Source organism: Nonomuraea sp. CA-143628, from assembly GCF_050942315.1.
GTDB lineage: Bacteria > Actinomycetota > Actinomycetes > Streptosporangiales > Streptosporangiaceae > Nonomuraea.
The window spans coordinates 12,985,791-13,003,671 of sequence record NZ_CP192072.1; the positions used below are offsets into that span (position 1 = coordinate 12,985,791).

At 68.5% G+C, this 17,881-nt stretch carries 19 protein-coding genes; 8 read left to right on the forward strand and 11 right to left on the reverse strand.

Translation table 11 applies throughout. The annotated features are described in order from the left end of the window. Window positions 1-390: 390 nt before the first annotated feature. Window positions 391-1,029, forward strand: coding sequence for a class I SAM-dependent methyltransferase (locus tag ACQP2T_RS59190; protein ID WP_433513416.1), 639 nt, complete (start codon window positions 391-393; stop codon window positions 1,027-1,029). A 49-nt stretch (window positions 1,030-1,078) separates the two neighbouring features. Here the strand turns inward: ACQP2T_RS59190 and ACQP2T_RS59195 are convergent, their stop codons facing one another. The 4 genes from ACQP2T_RS59195 to ACQP2T_RS59210 all read right to left on the reverse strand — a co-directional run bounded on the left by ACQP2T_RS59195 (window position 1,079) and on the right by ACQP2T_RS59210 (window position 3,293). Then, a complete protein-coding gene (locus ACQP2T_RS59195) occupies window positions 1,079-1,606 on the reverse strand; it encodes an Rv3654c family TadE-like protein (RefSeq protein ID WP_433513417.1) in 528 nt (175 codons plus the stop codon). Then, the gene (locus tag ACQP2T_RS59200; RefSeq protein ID WP_433513418.1) at window positions 1,543-1,878 is read right to left on the reverse strand and encodes a TadE family type IV pilus minor pilin; all 336 of its coding nucleotides are present in this window, start codon (window positions 1,876-1,878) and stop codon (window positions 1,543-1,545) included. Before ACQP2T_RS59200 ends, ACQP2T_RS59195 begins: the two co-directional genes overlap by 64 nt. Window positions 1,879-2,069: 191 nt before the next feature. Next, window positions 2,070-2,435 (reverse strand): DUF4244 domain-containing protein, encoded by a 366-nt coding sequence (locus tag ACQP2T_RS59205; RefSeq protein ID WP_433513419.1) that lies wholly within the window; start codon window positions 2,433-2,435, stop codon window positions 2,070-2,072. 354 nt (window positions 2,436-2,789) lie between these two features. Further along, entirely contained in the window at window positions 2,790-3,293 is a 504-nt protein-coding gene (locus ACQP2T_RS59210; protein WP_433513420.1) for a MarR family winged helix-turn-helix transcriptional regulator, read from the reverse strand. Window positions 3,294-3,343: 50 nt separating this feature from the next. Between ACQP2T_RS59210 and ACQP2T_RS59215 the strand changes: the two genes are divergently transcribed. Further along, window positions 3,344-3,730: a tautomerase family protein gene (locus ACQP2T_RS59215; RefSeq protein WP_433513421.1), complete on the forward strand. Its 387-nt coding sequence runs from the start codon at window positions 3,344-3,346 to the stop codon at window positions 3,728-3,730. A gap of 117 nt (window positions 3,731-3,847) precedes the next feature. On the opposite strand, the gene ACQP2T_RS59220 is transcribed toward ACQP2T_RS59215, so the two are convergent. From ACQP2T_RS59220 to ACQP2T_RS59235, 4 genes are all read right to left on the reverse strand, one after another. After that, the gene (locus tag ACQP2T_RS59220) at window positions 3,848-4,672 is read right to left on the reverse strand and encodes an alpha/beta fold hydrolase (protein ID WP_433513422.1); all 825 of its coding nucleotides are present in this window, start codon (window positions 4,670-4,672) and stop codon (window positions 3,848-3,850) included. A gap of 237 nt (window positions 4,673-4,909) precedes the next feature. Then, window positions 4,910-5,398 (reverse strand): type II secretion system F family protein, encoded by a 489-nt coding sequence (locus tag ACQP2T_RS59225; RefSeq protein WP_433513423.1) that lies wholly within the window; start codon window positions 5,396-5,398, stop codon window positions 4,910-4,912. Between the two features lie 567 nt (window positions 5,399-5,965). Further along, window positions 5,966-6,676 (reverse strand): type II secretion system F family protein, encoded by a 711-nt coding sequence (locus tag ACQP2T_RS59230; RefSeq protein ID WP_433513424.1) that lies wholly within the window; start codon window positions 6,674-6,676, stop codon window positions 5,966-5,968. 276 nt (window positions 6,677-6,952) lie between these two features. Then, the gene (locus tag ACQP2T_RS59235; RefSeq protein WP_433513425.1) at window positions 6,953-8,116 is read right to left on the reverse strand and encodes a TadA family conjugal transfer-associated ATPase; all 1,164 of its coding nucleotides are present in this window, start codon (window positions 8,114-8,116) and stop codon (window positions 6,953-6,955) included. A gap of 102 nt (window positions 8,117-8,218) precedes the next feature. Here ACQP2T_RS59235 and ACQP2T_RS59240 point away from each other — a divergent pair, with 102 nt between their 5' ends. Then, window positions 8,219-8,374 (forward strand): hypothetical protein, encoded by a 156-nt coding sequence (locus tag ACQP2T_RS59240; protein ID WP_433513426.1) that lies wholly within the window; start codon window positions 8,219-8,221, stop codon window positions 8,372-8,374. A gap of 49 nt (window positions 8,375-8,423) precedes the next feature. On the opposite strand, the gene ssd is transcribed toward ACQP2T_RS59240, so the two are convergent. Together ssd and ACQP2T_RS59250 are read right to left on the reverse strand one after the other, a co-directional pair. Then, a complete protein-coding gene (gene ssd / locus ACQP2T_RS59245) occupies window positions 8,424-9,464 on the reverse strand; it encodes a septum site-determining protein Ssd (protein WP_433513427.1) in 1,041 nt (346 codons plus the stop codon). Between the two features lie 842 nt (window positions 9,465-10,306). Continuing rightward, on the reverse strand, window positions 10,307-11,038 hold the full coding sequence (locus tag ACQP2T_RS59250) for an oxidoreductase (RefSeq protein WP_433513428.1): 732 nt from the start codon (window positions 11,036-11,038) through the stop codon (window positions 10,307-10,309). 227 nt (window positions 11,039-11,265) lie between these two features. On the opposite strand from ACQP2T_RS59250, the gene acs reads away from it, so the two are divergent. The 5 genes from acs to ACQP2T_RS59275 all read left to right on the forward strand — a co-directional run bounded on the left by acs (window position 11,266) and on the right by ACQP2T_RS59275 (window position 16,632). Then, complete coding sequence (gene acs / locus ACQP2T_RS59255) at window positions 11,266-13,239, forward strand: acetate--CoA ligase (protein WP_433513429.1); 1,974 nt, start codon at window positions 11,266-11,268, stop codon at window positions 13,237-13,239. Between the two features lie 386 nt (window positions 13,240-13,625). Further along, entirely contained in the window at window positions 13,626-14,834 is a 1,209-nt protein-coding gene (gene nhaA, locus ACQP2T_RS59260) for a Na+/H+ antiporter NhaA (protein ID WP_433513430.1), read from the forward strand. Between the two features lie 31 nt (window positions 14,835-14,865). Then, complete coding sequence (locus tag ACQP2T_RS59265) at window positions 14,866-15,282, forward strand: phage holin family protein (protein ID WP_433513431.1); 417 nt, start codon at window positions 14,866-14,868, stop codon at window positions 15,280-15,282. Continuing rightward, entirely contained in the window at window positions 15,272-16,192 is a 921-nt protein-coding gene (locus ACQP2T_RS59270; protein WP_433513432.1) for an alpha/beta fold hydrolase, read from the forward strand. The genes ACQP2T_RS59265 and ACQP2T_RS59270 overlap by 11 nt, the downstream gene beginning before the upstream one ends. Continuing rightward, window positions 16,189-16,632, forward strand: a complete 444-nt coding sequence (locus tag ACQP2T_RS59275; RefSeq protein WP_433513433.1) for a DUF309 domain-containing protein — start codon at window positions 16,189-16,191, stop codon at window positions 16,630-16,632. The genes ACQP2T_RS59270 and ACQP2T_RS59275 overlap by 4 nt, the downstream gene beginning before the upstream one ends. Here ACQP2T_RS59275 and ACQP2T_RS59280 read toward each other — a convergent pair. Then, a complete protein-coding gene (locus ACQP2T_RS59280) occupies window positions 16,629-17,819 on the reverse strand; it encodes a MarP family serine protease (RefSeq protein ID WP_433513434.1) in 1,191 nt (396 codons plus the stop codon). The genes ACQP2T_RS59275 and ACQP2T_RS59280 overlap by 4 nt on opposite strands. Window positions 17,820-17,881: the final 62 nt, after the last annotated feature.

The window sequence follows — 17,881 nt, forward strand, 5'->3', positions numbered from 1 at the left end:
CAGCGATCGGAACTGCTTGCGATGCCTCAACCACGTACAGTAAAGATCCCGTGATCGAACGGGCAAGCGACAACCAAGCTGGCTGTGAGGTCACTTCCTGGATTCATCGGTACGACGAGGCCACCGGACGGGCGGTGACAGGACGTGGAGACTTGCCGCTACGGGTCGGTGAAGCGTCAAGCATCCTGCTCCACAGCTCGTGCTGCTTGCGCAGCATGGACTGCTGCGTGAGTAGCACGGGAATCTTCGCCTCTTCAGGGCGAGGAACATGTCAAACTCCGCATCGTGACTGCTGCATCCCAGCGTGGTGGCTCCTTCTACGACTCACCCAAGATCTCCCAGAGGTATCGCGACCATCGGCACAGTGGAGTAACGAGCCCAAACCACGTCATGGAGGAGCCAGCGCTACTGGATGTCCTTGGCACGGTCACTGGTCTGCGCGTTTTGGATCTCGGCTGTGGGGATGCGGCCATCGGGCGGACTCTGCTGGACTCAGGCTGCCGCAGCTACCTGGGCCTGGATGGCTCGGCAGCCATGGTGGAGGCGGCCGGCGCGACCCTTCGTGACACCTGTGGGCGAGCTGAGCATGCGGACATAGAGGATTTTTCCGCTCCGCCGTCATCGTTTGATCTGATCATTTCTCGCCTGGCCCTGCACTACGTCGAGGATCTGGAGGCCGTGCTGACGGCATACCAGGCATGCCTTTCGCCTGGTGGGCGCATCGTTCTTTCGGTTGTTCATCCCGTTATCAGCTCATACGACGCCGGGACGGGGAAGCAGCGCACGAACTGGATCGTCGACGACTACTTCCTCAAGGGTCCACGGCAGCGCAACTGGTTGGGCGGCAGTGTCGTCTGGTTTCATCGGACTGTTGAGGACTATGTAAATGTGCTGATGAGCGCCGGGTTCGCACTGTCAGCTCTGCGTGAGTGCGCCCCGCAGGAAGAGCGGTTCGACGGCGACTCGGCCGAGTTGGCGCGCCGCCGCCGCGTGCCGCTCTTCCTGTTGCTCAGTGGCACGAGGATCTGACCGGCCAGGAGAACGGCCGGACAAGGCCTTGCCCCATGTACGCACGGGGTCACCAAGGAGGTCGCCCTGGCCGAGCGGGTACGGACGTCCCTATCCCGGCCGAGCGGGTACGGACGTCCGCGTACCCGCTTGGGCCGGCGCGGGCCCTGCCCGTCAGGGTTCGGGTTCCTAAGGCGGGCAGGGTGATGGTCAGCGAGGTTCGGACATCCGCGATTTCACCTGTGAGCGTGCATTGGAGGAGGTGGGCGCCGTTTTTCGCGGCTATGGTCTTCGCTCTGTCGCAGGCTGCCCGGGGGTCGAGAATTGCCAGCCTCGCCGCCGCCAGCGCGCTCAGATCAGCTGCGTCGTGTACGTGATGGCGAGCGACGCGTACTGAGCCCACGGTGGCAAGGGCCGTGGCAACCGTCATGAGCAAGCCCATGAGCGCGACGCCCCACAGCGTCGCGGAACCCCGGTCTGCTCCCTTGGCGAACGTTGCGGCTCGATCCTTCGTCGCCGAGGTGCGCCGGCGCGTCATGATTCCGTGTCGGCCGTCGCGGTGGCGGCTACTTGTACTGCGGGCAGGGACGCTCCCCATGCTGGTCGTACCTCCACCGAGATCTCTACTTTTGTGCTCTCCGGGCTGCGGCTGATGTCCACCTGTGCGTTGGAGCGGGTGGCGGATCGTACGAGTTCGCGGACTTCATCCAGTGGCTCGCCTCTGGCTGCGGCCCGGGCTGCGGCGCGGGCCGCGTCGACGCATTCCAGCTGGACCCCGACTGCTTGGATCGCCCACAATGCGGCGGCCAGGACGACCATGAGCGCGGGCAGGACCATAGCGGTCTCGGCGGTCACGGAGCCGCGCGACATCGACCGCCGCTTCAGCCGCGATGTCGGCCACTTGCGACGCGAAACGGATCGCTTCACGGGCGACACCGGCCGCCTCGGACCTGCTGTCGACCGTTTACGACGCGCTACGGATCGCTTCACGTGCGAGGCCGACCGTCTCATAGGTGATGTCGGCCGCTTCGCGCGCTTGGAGGTCGCAGCTTGGGGCGGGGTCATCCGGCTGTGTTGAGCGCCTTGTCGATGAGCTTCGAGAGCATCTCATGCACCTCGGGGCTGTTGACCACCTTGAACAGCAGCGCCGCGAAGGCGCATGCGGCAATCGTGCCCACGGCATATTCGGCTGTGGACATGCCGCGCTCGCGGTGTCGTCCTGAACAACGGGCCCATCTGTCGGCGAGCCAGCCGTGGTGGCGGACGGCTGGGCTGGCCGCTTTGGTGATCGGCCGATCTTGTGACGGTGCGACGATCCGCCGGTCCTGTGACGGTGTGACGATCCGCCGGTCTCGTGACGGTGTGGCGATCGGCCGGTCTTGTGACGGTGTGGCGGCGGCGTTCGGAGTGGTTGCCGCAGGGCGCATGGTGCCTCCAGGTGATCGGAGCCGGGTGTCGTCCGGCGTGGGTCCAACAGTGGCCCAAGGCCGCACGCGGCCGATGACCCGAACGCCGTTCTGTGGAAAACGTTGGACCATCCACAATCAGCCGACCAACCGGGGGGGGTTACCGGCACTCTGCCGGTATTTGCGATAGCTGATCTCTCCGCCCGTCGTTGCGATAGCTGATCTCTCCGCGTGTTCCCGACATCGATCCAGCACGCGTAGGTGCGCAGCAGCCGCCCCCGCGCACGTTCATGCCGTCCGAATGAGCGCGCAGGCGTTCGCGTACCCGACAGACCATGGGAACACCCAGCGACCTCAGCGGCGCGCAGAGCGGCCCTACGAGTCGGGTGCGCTTTTCTGGAGGGACTGCATCCGCTTGCCCAAGGCGGCCTCGTACGCACGCATCGTCCGCACGATCGTGGCGCGCTCGGCCGACGTGAGGTCGGCCAAAACCTCAGTCCATGCCAGCGCGCTGCCCGACAGCCATTCGCGGATCGGCTCGACGTACTGCGGTGCGATTGCGACGACCCGTCGTCGCCGGTCGGCATCGTCCTCTTCCCGTGTCAGGACACCTCGGCGAGACAGGTCGCCCACCATGAGACTGACGGTCGTCGGAGCGATCTCCAGCCGCTCCGCCAGCTGGCTCACCGTGAGACAGCCGTCGTACTGCAGGTAGGCCAGCAGCGACAAGTGGCGGGGCGCGAGGTCGAGCGTCCGCAGCGCCTCTGGGACGGGCAGCCGCTTGGCCCGCCCGACCATCCTCGGCATCAGCAGCAGCATGGACCGCACCGCCTGATCGGTGGTCATGCCGTCCGCGTTGTTGACCATCTGGTACTTCACCCATTACCTTTGACATTAAAGCTAGTTTGAGAACAAATAGGAGGCTTATAGTGCCACATCTGACTGTCCGCGTCCTGGAGCCGCAGCTGCAGGGCAACGAAACGGCCCTCATTGCCGCGCTGACCGAAGCGGTGGTCGACGTATACGGCGAGTGGGCGCGCGACGTCGCGGTCATCCACCTCGACGGCGTACCCGCCGGACGGTGGGGCCTGCGGGGCAAGCCCGCCGACGAGGCGCCACCCGCGATCATGTTCGGTATCCGCGAGGCGGCGTTCACCCGCCCCGACAGCGGCGAGCTCATCGCCAAGCTGGTACGGACCGTCACCGACGCCGTCGCCGACGTCCTCGGAACGCACCTGCGCGACACCATCACGGTCGAGCTCGTCGCCGCCCCGGCCGGCCGCACTGCGGTCGGAGGTGTGATCGTCGACAGCTAGCCCTTTTCCGCGTGCGAGTGAGCTTCAGCGGAGGTCTCGTGGGTCGATGTCGGCGGAGGTCCATGAGGTGGAGCTATGGACCAGTGGGCTGGTCAGCCTTTCCCGATTCGGTGGCCGCTAGGTCGTCGGTCTGGTCAGAACGTCGATGAGGGCGGCGGCGAACTCACCGGGCTGGGACCAGTAGCCGGTGTGGTCGCCCGGGAAATCGGTCACGGGTGTCCCCCAGCGGTCGGCCAGGGCGAGGATGGGACGGTAGGGGAAGTGCTGGCGAGAGTCCCGGCCGCCGATCGGGACGATCCGGGCCCGCTGGGCGTCCAGGGCCGCCAGATCGGGGCGGTAGCCGGGCGCCTGCCGTACTTCGTGATCAAGGAAGAAGCCGATATTGACCGACAAGCGGCGGATCAGTTCGGGGTCGATGGCAGCTGGGCGCTGGAGCGCGTTCAGGCCGATGCCGGTCATGAACATCCGCATCGCCGGTTCCGCGCCGTCACGCCGGTAGGTGTCGTACACCTCCTGGAAGAACGCCCGCCACCTGGCGGCATCGGCCAGCACCTCCGCCAGAGGTGGCTCGTGGGCGATCAACCTGGTGACCAGGCCTGGGCTCTCGCTGATCAGCGCGAGTCCGATGACCGCACCCGCGCTGCTGCCGAAAACATACGCCGGGCCCCCTGCGACCGCCCGTAGTAGGCGACGCGCGTCGTTGACGTGAGTCTCGTCCCATGCGCTGTTGTCGAATGATCCGTTCAAGGTGCTCCTGGAGAACCCGCGCCGGTCGTAGCTGATGACGGTGTAACGAGGGGCGAGCAGGTCCGCGACGGCGTCGAACAGGTCGGCGTCGCCGTTGCTTCCAGGGATCAGCAGGAGCGCGGGCCCTTGCCCGCGCACCTGGTAATGGAGGCGGGCACCGGGCACGTCCAAGGTGTGGGTCTGCTTGACGAGCATGGCAATGATCCTTTCCTCTGCTACTTACCTGCCGTAAGGCAAGCTAGCGTGCTAACCGGCCGTCAAGTAAGTGATGGGTAACTGATCGCCCGAGTTGATAGCTAGGTCCGCTCACAGGACCTGGCGGACCTACTCCCATTGACACCTGGCTCAAGTGCCTTGGAGCGGCAACTTCCGGCTGGCTCGTATCCGAAACCAATCCCCCGTCCGACATTTCGGCGATGGGGTTATTAGGTGTTAGGGGATGGTGATGGCGGTGGCGAGGCCGGCCACGACGGGGATGATGCCGAGGAGGACGAAGGCCGGCAGGAAGCAGAGGCCGAGGGGTGCTACCGCCTTCACGCCGACGCTCCTGGCTGCGGCCACAGACGTGGCGTGGGTGGATTGGCGGGCGTCGTCGGCCAGGCGCGTCAGGACGTCGGCCACCGGGGCGCCGGTCTGAGCCGCTCTGCTCATCGCTCGTGACAGTTGTGCGGTGGCGGGTTCTTGGGCGAGGAAGGCCCAGGTGGGGTCGGGGTCGGCGCCCAGTCGGAGTTGCCGGCTCACCCACGACAGGCGCTGGCCGAGCGGGCCGCCCAGCGCGCCAGCCGCTATCTCGGTGGCTGCGCTGACCGGCTGCCCGGCGAGGAGGCTAGCTGCCATCAGGTCGGCGGCGAACGGCAGGTCAGTGGTGATCTGTTTGCTGTCTCGGCGGGTTTCCGGGTCGACTTGTCTGTGCAGGACCATGCCGACGATGGGGGTGACGATCAGGGCGGCTATCAGTCCGGCTCCTCCGCCGATGAGTAGGGCGGTGATGAGGGCGGTCCCGAGTGCTCCGACCAGCGTGCGGCGGTTGATGCGGCGGGGTGAGGTCGCGGGGTGATCGAGCCAGGCCGGTGGGGCGAATGTGTCGGCATCCGGGTATGTGGAGCCTGAGTTCGGGAGTCGGTGTGTTCTGGGTGGGTGCAGGTGCCCTGCGGGTGGGTGTAGAGGTATGCCTGCCCTCGGCCCGGGTTGGGTGGCGGCTTCTGGTGATAGCAGGCGGGTCAGGCGTTCGGCCGGAGTTGTCGGGGGGATCCACAGCCAGGTCGCCACGCAGGCACAGACTGCGGAGAGCAGCTCGAACATCGTCTGGGGTCCGTTCCGGTCGGTTGCGCCGCGCGATCATCTGAGGGAGCCGTGCGATCACCCGAGTCAGCCGCGTGATCACCTGAGGTAGCAGCGTGATTGTCCGACGGAGCGGCGTGATCACCTGAGGTAGCAGCGTGATCGTCCGACGGAGATCCGGGCGGGCGGTGGTGGAGCGGGGCGTCGCTATGAGTTTTCGGCGCGGGTTGCCATCTGGTGGGTCCACCACAGGCCGCAGGCGTCGAGGGCGATTCCGGCCGTGAGGCAGGCGAGGCCGGGAAGGCTACCGAAGAGGAAGGCGAGCGGGCGCATGCCCAGCGCGCTTCCCATGAGGAGGCCCAGGACAGGGAGCGTGGCCAGCATTCTCGCGGTGGTGCGTGGGCCTGCCAGTTGCGCCGTGACGTCCCGGCGGTGGGCTTGGGCTGAACGTAACGTGCTGCCGACGCGCTCGACGAGGGCTGCCAGTCCAGCGCCTACGGTCACGCTGACGTTCCAGCAGGCGGCGAGGCGGCGTAATCCCTCGCCGCCCTGCTGGGGGGCCGCTGACAGGAGGGCCGTGGACACGTCGCCGCCGTCTCTTGCCGCCGCCATCACCGGGCGTAGGGCTTCCGGGTCGGGGAAGTCGACTGCGGTGATCGCTCTGGTGAGGGCTTCGCCTGGGGTACGGCCTGCGGACAGCTCGGCTGAGAGGGCTTGGCAGAGTTCGATCGATGCCTGACGCCAGGCGTCGGCGCGACGGGCTGGGCTGGAGCGGGTGATCAGGTGCTTTATGGATCGCTGCTGGAATGGCTCGCGGACTGAGGTCAGCCTGTTGAGGCGGGCTGTCGCGGTGTTCGGGCCGGTCCACAGCCATACAGCGGTTGCTGTGGACAATGCGGCTACCAGGGCTGCGATCACGGGTTGGGGCCTCCGTTCGCTTGTCGCGGGTCTGCTCGGGTGCAGCTCACCGGTGGAAGTACAGGTGGGTGGATGGAATCGGGCGAGTAGGGATGGGTGGGTAGATAAGCGGGTTCGGGCTGGTGGGGTTGGGGGCCGGTGAGGTTGGGGGTTTGGCGGTGGGGTTGGTGGCGTGTCAGCTTGCGGCCGTGGTGCGGGGGCAGAGGGGATGGGCGCACGCACGGCGTTCGACAGGTGTTCGTTGGCGAAATCGGTCGTTTGCGGCACCCCGTGGGGTTACGGAGGCGTTCTCTGCGCCAGGGTGTTGTATCCCGGGCCGGTTTGGGGTCGGCCGTGCGCGTCGAAGGTCAGGGCGGGCAAGGATTCGACGAAGCCGGTCGGGGTTCTCGACAGGAGGCAGATCTCCGCTACGCGGCGGCGGCCGTCGGAGTGGTTGCGGGTCAGGTGGATGACCACATCGAGGGCGGCGGCGAGTTGGCTGTGCACGGCCTCCCTGCTCAAGCCCGCCGCGCAGCCCAGCGCTTCCAGCCGGGGTGGTACGTCGGCGGCCGTGTTGGCGTGCAGAGTGCCGCAGCCGCCCTGGTGGCCGGTGTTCAGTGCGGCCAGCAGGTCCACTACCTCTGCGCCCCTGACCTCGCCGACCACGACTCGGTCGGGACGCATGCGCAGGGCCTGGCGTACCAGGTCTCGTAGGCCGACACCGCCGGCGCCTTCGAGGTTTGACGGACGGGACTCCAGACGTACCACGTGAGGGTGGAGCGGGCGGAGTTCGGCCGAGTCTTCTACGAGCAGCAGGCGTTCACTCGGATCGGCCAGTGACAGCAGCGCGGACAGGAGCGTTGTCTTGCCTGTGCCGGTGCCACCTGTGACCAGGAACGCCAGCCTGGCCGTCACGATGGCCGTCAGCAACGGTATCGCCGACTGCGGGATCGTGCCCGCCGCCACGAGGTCGGGCAGCGTGAATGTACGTCTCGGTGGCAGGCGCAGCGACACGCAGGTGCCGCCTGAGGCGATCGGTGGGAGCACGGCGTGCAGGCGTACGCCTCCGGCCAGCCTGGCGTCCACGTACGGCGAGGCGTCGTCCAGGCGTCTGCCCGCGGCGGCGGCCAGGCGTTGGGCCAGTCTGCGGACGGCGCCGTCGTCGGCGAACGTCACTTGGGTTCTGCGCAAACCGTGGCCGTCGTCCACCCAGACCTCGCGAGAGCCGTTTACCAGGACGTCAGTGACGTCGGGCTCCGCCAGGAGGGGCTCCAGTGGGCCGGCTCCTATGAGGTCCGCGCAGAGGGATCGGGCAACGGCGAGGATCTCCGCGTCGCCGTATACGGATTTTTCGGCTCGTAGGGCTACTGCCACCTGGGCGGCGCTGGGCTCGACGCCGGTCCGTGCCAGCCGTACGCGGACGGCCTCGATCAGCTCGGGTGACACGCCTCCTGCGTTCATGGGCTGACCTCCTACATTCATGGGCTCACCTCTGTCCGCTCCGGCAGCCCGGCGCATAGGGACCTGGGTACGTGCACGGACGCCCACGCGCAGGGCGGCGGCGTGGGTTTCGGCGGCGTGGACGTGGACGTAGGCGAGGGCGTGGACGTGGACGTGGACGTGGGCGAGGGCGAGGGCGAGGGCGAGGGCGAGGGCGAGGGCGAGGGCACGGATCCGGACGCTGACGCGCTTCTCATTGGGGCCGGCCGAGGACCGTGAACAGCGGACCTGTCATGGCGCAGGGAGTGCTGGAGGTTCGTCTGGCTGGTCACGATGGGAGCAGGTCGCGTAGGAGGGAGGTGCAGAGGGCGCCGAGGACGGTGCGGGGGCCGAGTTTGGGGAGTTCGCCGCGATTGAGGGTGGTGGGGAGGCGGGGCTGCTCGGGCAGGTGGCCGGCGGAGGGGATGCCGAGGGAACTGGCCACCACGGCGTCGTCGAGGATTCCGGGACGGATGACCGCGCGAATGTCCGAGGTGTGCTGGTTTACCGCTGTGAGGACCTGAGCGGCCGCCAGCACGCCGCGTACGTCCGCCATGGCCACGAGCAGCGTGCCGCTCGCCCTGGTCAGTGCCTCGACGGCGGCGGGGTCGAGGTGGCGTGGGAGGTCGACGACCACCACGTCGAAGCCGCGGCGTCCGGCTTCCAGCACCGAGCGCATGGCCTGGGCGGGGATCGCCCGCACCTCTCCGCGGTGGAAGGACAGGACCGTCAGGTCGCCGAACGCGGGCAGCGCGGCCCGCAGGGCTGCCGAGCCGACCCGGCCTTCGCGGGCCACCAGGTCTCCCCAGCGGGCGCCGGTGGCCTCCTCCTGCCCCAGCAACGCGTCGATGCCGCCGCCCAGCGGGTCGGCGTCGATCAGCAGTGTGCGCAGGCGGTCGCCGGAGGCGCGCAGGGCCAGGCAGGCCGCCAGGACGCTCGCCCCCACCCCGCCCCGGCCGCCGATGACGCAGAGCACGACGCCGGAGCGGGGATCGGGCTCCATGGCGTCGGCGAACTCCTCCACCAGGCGCCGCTCACCTCCCGGCAGGTCGACGACGGCCTGGGCGCCCACGGCCACACATCGTCGCCAGCTGTCGGGATCTTCAGGACCGCGGGTGACCAGGAGCACGCCGTCTCGGGCGGGTGGTGAGGTGGCGGCCACCGCGTCAGCCAGGTCGCCGCCTATCACCACCAGGGGCGCGAGGTTCCAGAAAGGGCGCGCGTGGGCCGGGGCGTGGGCCACGTCGAGCTGGGCTCCCGCTGCGGCGGCCACGCGGACGAGGTCGTCGAGCAGGTCGCGGTCTTCGGTGATGACCAGTGGGCGGTGCATGAGGGGCCTCCTGATCTGCGGGTCGGGAGGTACACCATGCGTCGCGAGGGTGGGGCGGCGGGCCACCGAACGCGGTTCTGTGGATGACGGGGCTAGAGGTGGGAAACCCCTGTGGATAACGGGAGCCCCTGTGCGACGACGCGCGGCCCTCAGGGCGGATCCAGGCGCAGAGGGACCCGGGTAGAAATGGGGCGACCCCCGCCGGGGGGGAGAGCGGGGGTCGCCTGATCGGTCCGGCTCCGGGGGGGTAGAGCCGGTCCCGTTTCAGAAGAAAGCTTTCATCACTTGACCGGAGCATGGCAAGAGACTGGCAAACCAAACCCATGCACAGTCGCCCCAGTTTCCGGAGATACCCCCGTATGCTGCCCGATCGACTCGAGTTTCGTCGAGGAGCAATCTCGCATTTTCGCCAAGTTTTTTTCGTGCCCCCATAACGATCACATAAAGCAGATCACTCTGCGTGATCGTCACAGGTTGATAACCGTAACAAAACCCACGAGCCCCCGAAATCTTCACCCCCGGAGAGCCCCGCACCGGTAAAGGTCTTGGTCCTAGGGGTTCCCATCAGGGCGGATCCGTCGTACAAAGGGGACACGGACCACTTGTCCGGGTGCGTCAACCAGGCACCCACGCGCGACCAGCCGCGGGAGGCGCGTCGTGACGGGCTTGTCCCGCTCCGACGAATAGAGGTGCACGCTTGGTAACCCGGTGTGACGTATCGGCAGACGGCGTCTCATGACTGAGACGCCGTCAGCTATGTCAGGACCCTTACGGCGCCCCAAGATCGACCCTTCCGTGGCACCGCGCAGGTCAGCGCCTCGCTGACCAGCCCCTCTTCCAGCTCAACCCCTCTGCAGCGCCTCGCAGATCGCGGTCGTCTCGCGTACGCCGAGGGTGACCGCGGCGGCACAATGTCGTACCCACTCCGCCACCCCCTCGGGTGACCCCGTCAGGTAAGCCCGCAGGCCATCGGCATAAGGCAGCTCCAGATGCCCCACCTCGACGGCCACCAGCGACTTCGGGTCGAGCCCGTACTCCACCAGCGTGAGCCGTTCGGCCGAGCGCGCGACGACACCGTCGGCCGTACCGAAAGGACTCAGCACGGCCAGCTCCGCGTGAACGACGGCGGCCAGCACGAGCGCGGGTGCCTTCGTCGGCGCTTCGAGCAGCCCGAACAGGCTCTCCAGGCGGGCCGCCAACTCCTGGTCCTGGGTGCGCGGGCGGCCGAGTGAGTCCGTGAGGCCGGCCGCGGCGACCGTGTGCAGGCGGGCGAGCACCTGGCGGGGGGCCTTGCGCCAAGTGGCGCCCAACCGGCCCAGCTCCGCCGACGCTCGCAGGGCGCCCTGGACGACGGGGTCCTCGATCGAACCCCGGCGCAGCTCGTCCAGAGGTATGTCGACGCCCTCGATGGCCGCCGACGCCCGCGCCCCGCGCAGGGACGACTCGGCCGAGACCGACGGGCTCGCGCGGCGCAGGACGCGATGGCGATAGAGCCCGTCGACGGCCTGCCTGGCCTCCTCCACAGCCTCGGGAACGCCGGGAAGTGCCGCGATGACAGCCAGTGGATCACTCACGGCATTCCACCCTAGCGGGGGACCCAATAAACCCACCCATTGGCCCGTTCCATATTGGTGTGGTGCCAAAATGACAACAGTTCAATAGCAGTTGTTAGTCCCGTTGATAACTGGATCACCCACGCGGCGCCACATGTACAGACCTGTCTAGACCTCTTGTGTGCGGAGCACGTGAGCTGGTGGAGTGGGACACGACCTGTCCGATCTGGCCCTAGAAGGAGCACGAGGTGGCCCCGGAAACCCCTGGCAACGAGCCCCAGGCGTTGTCGAACCTGCTGCAGGAGAACCGCCGGTTCGCACCGCCGGCCGACCTGGCGGCCGCGGCGAACGTGACCTCCGCCGCGTACGCCGAGGCGTCGGCCGACCGGCTCGCGTTCTGGGAGAGTGCGGCCGACCGGCTGACCTGGGCCAAGCGGTGGGAGACCACGCTTGAGTGGAACGCGCCGTTCGCCAAATGGTTCGTCGGCGGCGAGCTGAACGTCGCCTACAACTGCGTGGACCGCCACGTCGAAGAGGGTCGCGGCGACAAGGTCGCCTACCACTGGGAGGGTGAGCCCGAGGGCGACACCCGCACCCTGACGTACAACGACCTGAAGTCCGAGGTCAGCAAGGCCGCCAACGCCCTGCTGGAGCTCGGCGTACGCAAGGGCGACCGGGTCGCCGTCTACATGCCGATGATCCCCGAGCTGCCGATCGCGATGCTGGCCTGCGCCAGGATCGGCGCGGTGCACTCGGTGGTGTTCGGCGGGTTCTCGGCGACCGCGCTGAAGAGCCGCATCGACGACGCCGACGCCAAGGTGGTCATCACGGCCGACGGCGGCTACCGCCGCGGCGCCCCCTCGGCGCTCAAGCCGACCGTGGACGAGGCCGTCGCCGAGTGCCCGCAGGTCGAGCACGTCCTGGTCGTACGGCGTACCGGTCAGGACGTGGCGACGAACGACAAGGACGTGTGGTGGCACGACCTGGTCGAGCGGCAGAGCGACCAGCACACCGCCGAGCCGCACGACGCCGAGGACCCCCTGTACATCCTGTACACCAGCGGCACCACCGGCCGGCCCAAGGGCATCCTGCACACCTCGGGCGGATACCTGACCCAGACGGCCTGGACGCACCACGCGGTCTTCGACCTCAAGCCGGAGACCGACATCTACTGGTGCACCGCCGACATCGGCTGGGTGACCGGACACTCCTACATCGTGTACGGCCCGCTCGCCAACGGCGCGACCAGCGTCATCTACGAGGGCACTCCGGACACCCCGCACCGGGGCCGGTTCTGGGAGATCGTGCAGAAGTACAAGATCACGATCCTCTACACCGCCCCCACGGCGATCCGGACGTTCATGAAGTGGGGTGACGACATCCCCGCCAAGTACGACATGTCCAGCCTGCGCATCCTCGGCTCGGTCGGCGAGCCCATCAACCCCGAGGCGTACGTCTGGTACCGCGAGCACATCGGCGACAACCGCTGCCCGGTCGTCGACACCTGGTGGCAGACCGAGACCGGCGCCATCATGATCAGCCCGCTGCCGGGCGTCACCAGCGGCAAGCCGGGCGCCGCGATGCGCCCGCTGCCGGGCATCAGCGCCGACGTGGTCGACGACCAGGGCAACAGCGTGCCCGACGGGGGCGGCGGCTTCCTCGTGGTACGCGAGCCGTGGCCGTCCATGCTCCGGACGATCTGGGGCGACGACCAGCGCTACATCGACACGTACTGGAGCCGGTTCGAGGGCATGTACTTCCCCGGCGACGGCGCCAAGAAGGACTCCGACGGCGACCTGTGGCTGCTCGGCCGCGTCGACGACGTCATGCTCGTCTCGGGCCACAACATCTCCACGACGGAGGTGGAGAGCGCGCTGGTGAGCCACCCGAAGGTCGCCGAGGCGGCCGTCGTGGGCGCGACCGACCCGGTGACCGGGCAGGCCATCGTGTCGTTCGTGATCCTGCGCGGGGCCGCGGAGGAGGGCGCCGACATCGCCTCTGAGCTGCGCAACCACGTGGCCAAGGCGCTCGGGCCCATCGCCAAGCCGCGCCAGATCCTGGTGGTGCCGGAGCTGCCCAAGACCCGCTCGGGGAAGATCATGCGGCGGCTGCTCCGGGACGTCGCGGAGAACCGGAGCGTGGGGGATGTCACGACGCTGGCCGACAGCACGGTGATGGACCTCATCTCGGAGAAGCTCCCGTCGGCGAAGAGCGAGGACTGACGGGGGAAACGAAGGGCGAAAGGCGAGACCCGCTCCTCTACGGGACGGCGATCTGAGGTCACCCGCCGTAGGTGGCGGGCGGCCTCTGGGGACCGACCCGATGCCGCCCGCCGCACACGGCGGGCGGCCTCAGGGAGAGCGGACGTAAAAAGCGAAGGCTGCTTTACGGCACGGCCAACCTGGCGCCACCCGCCGTACGTGGCGGGTGGCCTCCAGGGAAACGGCCGCTGAGCCCGCACGGGGTCGGTCGCCGTGACGTGCGGGTTCTTGGCCGGTTACCGGACTGGCTTGGCCGGTTACCGGGTTAGGGTGGATATCGGTGTGCCGGGAAGTCGGGTCGGCGTCACGGGGAAGCGATCCTCGCGACAGCCGCCAGAGGAGACCCCGTGCGCCCAACCGCCGAAATGTGGCCTTTCCAACCGACCGTTCGCTACGCCCGTACCGTGGCCGAGGCGTTGCGCGCCGAGACGATCGGCGGCATCGTCATGCTGGCGGCCACGGTCGCCGCGCTGATCTGGGCGAACGTCTCTCATGAGGGCTACACCGCGCTCCAGCACACCGCGCTCGGCCCGATGGAGCTCTACGAGTGGGCGCAGCACGGCCTCCTGACGATCTTCTTCTTCGTGGCGGGGCTGGAGGTCAAGGAGGAGTTCGTCCACGGGGAGCTGGCCAACCTGCGCAAGGCCGCGCTGCCCATCTTCGCCGCCCTCTGCGGCATGGTCGTGCCCGCGCTCGTGTACCTCGCGGTGAGCTGGGGAGCGCCGGGCGCGGCGCGTGGCTGGGCGATTCCCACCGCCACCGACATCGCCTTCGCGCTCGCCGTGCTGGCGGTGACCGCGAGCTCGATGCCTCCGGCGTTGCGGGCGTTCCTGCTGACCAGTGCGGTCGTCGACGACCTCGGCGCCATCTCCATCATCGCCGCCTTCTACACCGCCCATCTGAACCTCCTCATGCTGCTGGCCGGCGCCGCCCTGATCGCCGTCTACTGGGTCCTGCAGCGCTCGGGCGCCGGGCGGCTGTGGATGTACCTGCCGTTGGCCGTAGGCGCCTGGTACGCGGTGGAGGCCAGTGGCGTGCACGCGACAGTGGCCGGAGTGGCGCTCGGCCTGCTCACCCGCGTCACGACGCGAGAGCACGAGACCCGCTCCCCGGCGGAGGCCGCCGACCACTATCTCCGCCCCGTCTCCGCGGGCCTCGCGGTGCCGGTCTTCGCGTTCCTGTCGGCGGGGGTGAAGCTCGACGGCTCCAGCATCGGCGGTATCTTCTCCGATCGGGTAGTTCTGGGAGTGATAGCCGGGCTCGTGATCGGGAAGTTTGTGGGTGTGTTCGGCGGTGCCTGGCTGTCTGTACGGCTTGGCCTGGCGAAACTGTCCAAAGAGCTCCACTGGCGGGACATGGCGGCGGTGTCGCTGCTGGCCGGGATCGGGTTCACGGTGTCGCTGCTGATCGGCGATCTGGCGTTCGGCGCCGACCAGGAGCGGGTCGACGCTGTGACGACCGGGATCCTCTTTGCCAGCCTCACCGCGTCCGTCCTGGCGGCGCTACTGCTTCACGTACGGATGCGCAAGCGGCGCATCGCGCTGGATGATGTATGACACGGCCACCAGGCCTCGATAGGAGACGTTCATGCCCCAGACTCCCGAGGAAGAATCCCTGGGCTCGCTGGTCGCCCAGGCGAGCGATCACATCTCGACCCTGATCCGCTCGGAGATCGAGCTGGCCAAGGCCGAGTTCAGGTTCGACGCCAAGCGGGTCGGCACGGCCGGCGGCCTGTTCGCCGCCGCCGCCTTCATGGCGCACCTGTGCCTGATCCTGGCCTCGTTCACGATCGCCTTCGTGCTCGCCCAATGGTTGCCGAACTGGGCGGCCTTCCTCATCGTCACCGTCTTCTATCTGCTGGTGGCCGGGCTGCTGGTGTTCATCGGAATCCGTAGGCTTAAGGGGCTGGCCGGGATGAAGCGTACGGCCAGGTCGATCAAGGGACTCAAGGAGATCGCCAGTCCGGAGAAGGAGATAGAGCCGGTGACCAGTGATGGCACCTGACGAGTCGGTCGTCCAGATCGAGGGACCGTGGAAGCACCGGCAGGTGCACGCCGGCGGCACCCGCTTCCATGTCGTGGAGGCAGGTGAAGGGCCGCTGGTCCTGCTGCTGCACGGGTTCCCGCAGTTCTGGTGGACATGGCGCAACCAGCTGCGGGCGCTGTCGGCGGCGGGATACCGCGCGGCCGCGGTGGACCTGCGTGGCTACGGCGGCAGCGACAAGCCGCCGCGCGGCTATGACCTGCCCACACTGGCCGGCGACGCCAGCGGCCTGATCCGGGCGCTCGGCGAGACCGGGGCCATCGTGGTCGGCCACGACTGGGGCGGGCTGCTCGCCTGGACGATGGCGGTGCTCGACCCCAAGTGCGTACACCGTCTGGTCACCGTGTCCGCGCCGCACCCCCTGCGGATGCGCAGGTCGCTGCTGACCGACCCGTTCGGCCAGCTGAGGGCGACCAGCCCGGCGATCGGCTACCAGCTGCCGTTTCTGCCCGAACACCGGCTCACCCGTAACGGCGGCTCGCTGGTCGGCAGGATGCTCGACGCCTGGTCGGGGCCCGGCTGGCCGGACGAGCAGACCGCCGGCGTCTATCGCGAGGCGATCCGCATCCCGACCGTCGCCCACTGCGCGCTGGAGTATCACCGCTGGTTCGGCCGCTCCCAGTTCCGCCCCGACGGGCTGCGTTTCGCCAGGACGATGCGCGCCCAGATCGAGGCCCCCACCCTGCACCTGCACGGCGCCCTCGACCGCCGGGTGCTGCCCCGTACGGCCCTCGGTTCGGGTCGCTACGTGGCCGCCCCATACCGGTGGCGGCTGATCGAGGGCGCAGGCCACTTCCCCCACGAGGAGACCCCCGACGTGTTCGACGCCGAGCTGATCGGCTGGCTGTCCGATTCGGAGCCTGGCCGATGAGAGACCGCGACCCCGAAGGCAAGCCGCGCAACGCCCGGCCACGCGACGCCTACGGCCGGCCGATGCCCTACGGCTCGACCGGTGTGGACCGAGTGCCCGACGACTACGCGCCCACCACGCCGCAGGCCCTGTCCGACGGGCGCCGCTTCCTGAGCGAGGGCCTGCCGTTCAACGCCCACGAGGTGTTCGAGGGCCGCTGGAAATGCGCCCCCGACGACGAGCGCGAGTTGTGGCAGGGGCTGGCGCAGATCTGCGTCGGGCTGACGCACCTGCAGCGCGGCAACGGGCGCGGGGCGCTGACCCTCTTCAGCCGGGGGGCCGCGCGCGTGCAGTCGTACGGGATGCCGTACGACTCGGTGGGACGGGCGGCGTCGGGGCTGAGCGACGACAGCGACCCGGCGCAGGCCATCGAGCTGATCCTCAGTCGGCTGCCTGACTAGTCGCACTCCTGCGTGCCTGCCGGGGTGGTGTCGTTTCGGCCCTGGTCGGCGTCTGGCCTGACCTCGTTGGCCGTCAGTACGTAGCCCGTGTCCTCCTGGCTGACCGCGGCGGCGAAGACGACGCCGAACACCTGGCCGTTGACGGTCAGGAGCGGGCCGCCGGAGTTGCCGGGCAGCACCTTGCCGCGGATCGCGTAGACCTTCCTGGTGACGTTGCGGCTGCGGTAGATGTCGGGGCCCTCGGCGTTGAGCTGGCTGCGGATGCGGGCGGGCTCGGCAGTGAAGCCCTGGCCCTTGGGGAACCCGGCGACGATGGCGTTCTCGCCCTTCTCCGCCTCGCCGTCGAAGGAGAGCTGCGGCAGGCCCAGCCCCGGCACGTACAGGATGGCGATGTCGCGCTGCGGGTTGTAGCGCACGACGGTGGCCGGGTGGCGCTTGTTGTCGTAGGCGAGGACCTGCAGGTCACGCGTCACGCCGGCGACCACGTGCGCGTTGGTCATGATCCGGTCCTTGGCGTAGACGAAGCCGGTGCCCTCGATGAGCTTGTTGCAGCTCTCGGCGTTGCCCTGGACCTTGACGATGGCCCGTTGCGCCCGTTCGAGCTTGGCGCCCTGGAGGATGCTGCGCGCCGGCGGCGGCACGTCGACGAGCTGCCCCGCGCCGATGGCGTCGAACACCGGCGGGAACTCCGACCGGTCGATGAACTTCTTGAACGGCTGCTGCCAGTTGCGCGCGGTCTGCGGGATCGAGTCGTCGACCGTGGTGAGCAGCATGGAGTTCTTCACCTGGTCGACGAGCGGGGTGAACGCCGTCGACACGATCAGCGAGCCGATCAGCCAGGCGATCACCAGCACGGACAGCGCGCTGGCGAACGTACCGCCGACCGCGTCCGCGACCTTGGCCGGCTCCCAGGTGACGTGGCTACGCACCACGGCGCCGATCGTCGAGGAGGCGAACTGGCCGATCGTCGCGGCCAGGAACACGATCACGATGGCCAGCAGCGCCTGCGGCGTGTCACCGTCGACGACGGCCTTGGAGATGGGGGGCGCGATGAAGACCCCGAGCACCGCCCCGCCGACGAAGCCGACGAAGCTCATGGCACCGATGATGAAGCCCTGCCGGTAACCCGAGATGCCGAAGGCGATCACGAGGCCGATCAATATGAGGTCAAGCAGATCACCGCGCACGTTTCAAAGGTAACCAGCGATTCGGTCAAGTGTGCACGTCTTCATCAGGACGGCGACACGCG

Excerpts from the sequence above, each read along its gene's own strand:
- ACQP2T_RS59190 (WP_433513416.1), top strand. The coding sequence starts at position 391 with ATGGAGGAGCCAGCGCTACTGGATGTCCTTGGCACGGTCACTGGTCTG.
- ACQP2T_RS59200 (WP_433513418.1), bottom strand. The coding sequence starts at position 1,878 with ATGTCGCGCGGCTCCGTGACCGCCGAGACCGCTATGGTCCTGCCCGCG.
- ACQP2T_RS59265 (WP_433513431.1), top strand. The coding sequence starts at position 14,866 with ATGCCCCAGACTCCCGAGGAAGAATCCCTGGGCTCGCTGGTCGCCCAG.
- ACQP2T_RS59205 (WP_433513419.1), bottom strand. The coding sequence starts at position 2,435 with ATGCGCCCTGCGGCAACCACTCCGAACGCCGCCGCCACACCGTCACAA.
- ACQP2T_RS59270 (WP_433513432.1), top strand. The coding sequence starts at position 15,272 with ATGGCACCTGACGAGTCGGTCGTCCAGATCGAGGGACCGTGGAAGCAC.
- ACQP2T_RS59220 (WP_433513422.1), bottom strand. The coding sequence starts at position 4,672 with ATGCTCGTCAAGCAGACCCACACCTTGGACGTGCCCGGTGCCCGCCTC.
- ACQP2T_RS59235 (WP_433513425.1), bottom strand. The coding sequence starts at position 8,116 with ATGAACGCAGGAGGCGTGTCACCCGAGCTGATCGAGGCCGTCCGCGTA.
- ACQP2T_RS59225 (WP_433513423.1), bottom strand. The coding sequence starts at position 5,398 with ATGGTCCTGCACAGACAAGTCGACCCGGAAACCCGCCGAGACAGCAAA.
- ACQP2T_RS59275 (WP_433513433.1), top strand. The coding sequence starts at position 16,189 with ATGAGAGACCGCGACCCCGAAGGCAAGCCGCGCAACGCCCGGCCACGC.
- ssd (WP_433513427.1), bottom strand. The coding sequence starts at position 9,464 with ATGCACCGCCCACTGGTCATCACCGAAGACCGCGACCTGCTCGACGAC.
- ACQP2T_RS59195 (WP_433513417.1), bottom strand. The coding sequence starts at position 1,606 with ATGGGGAGCGTCCCTGCCCGCAGTACAAGTAGCCGCCACCGCGACGGC.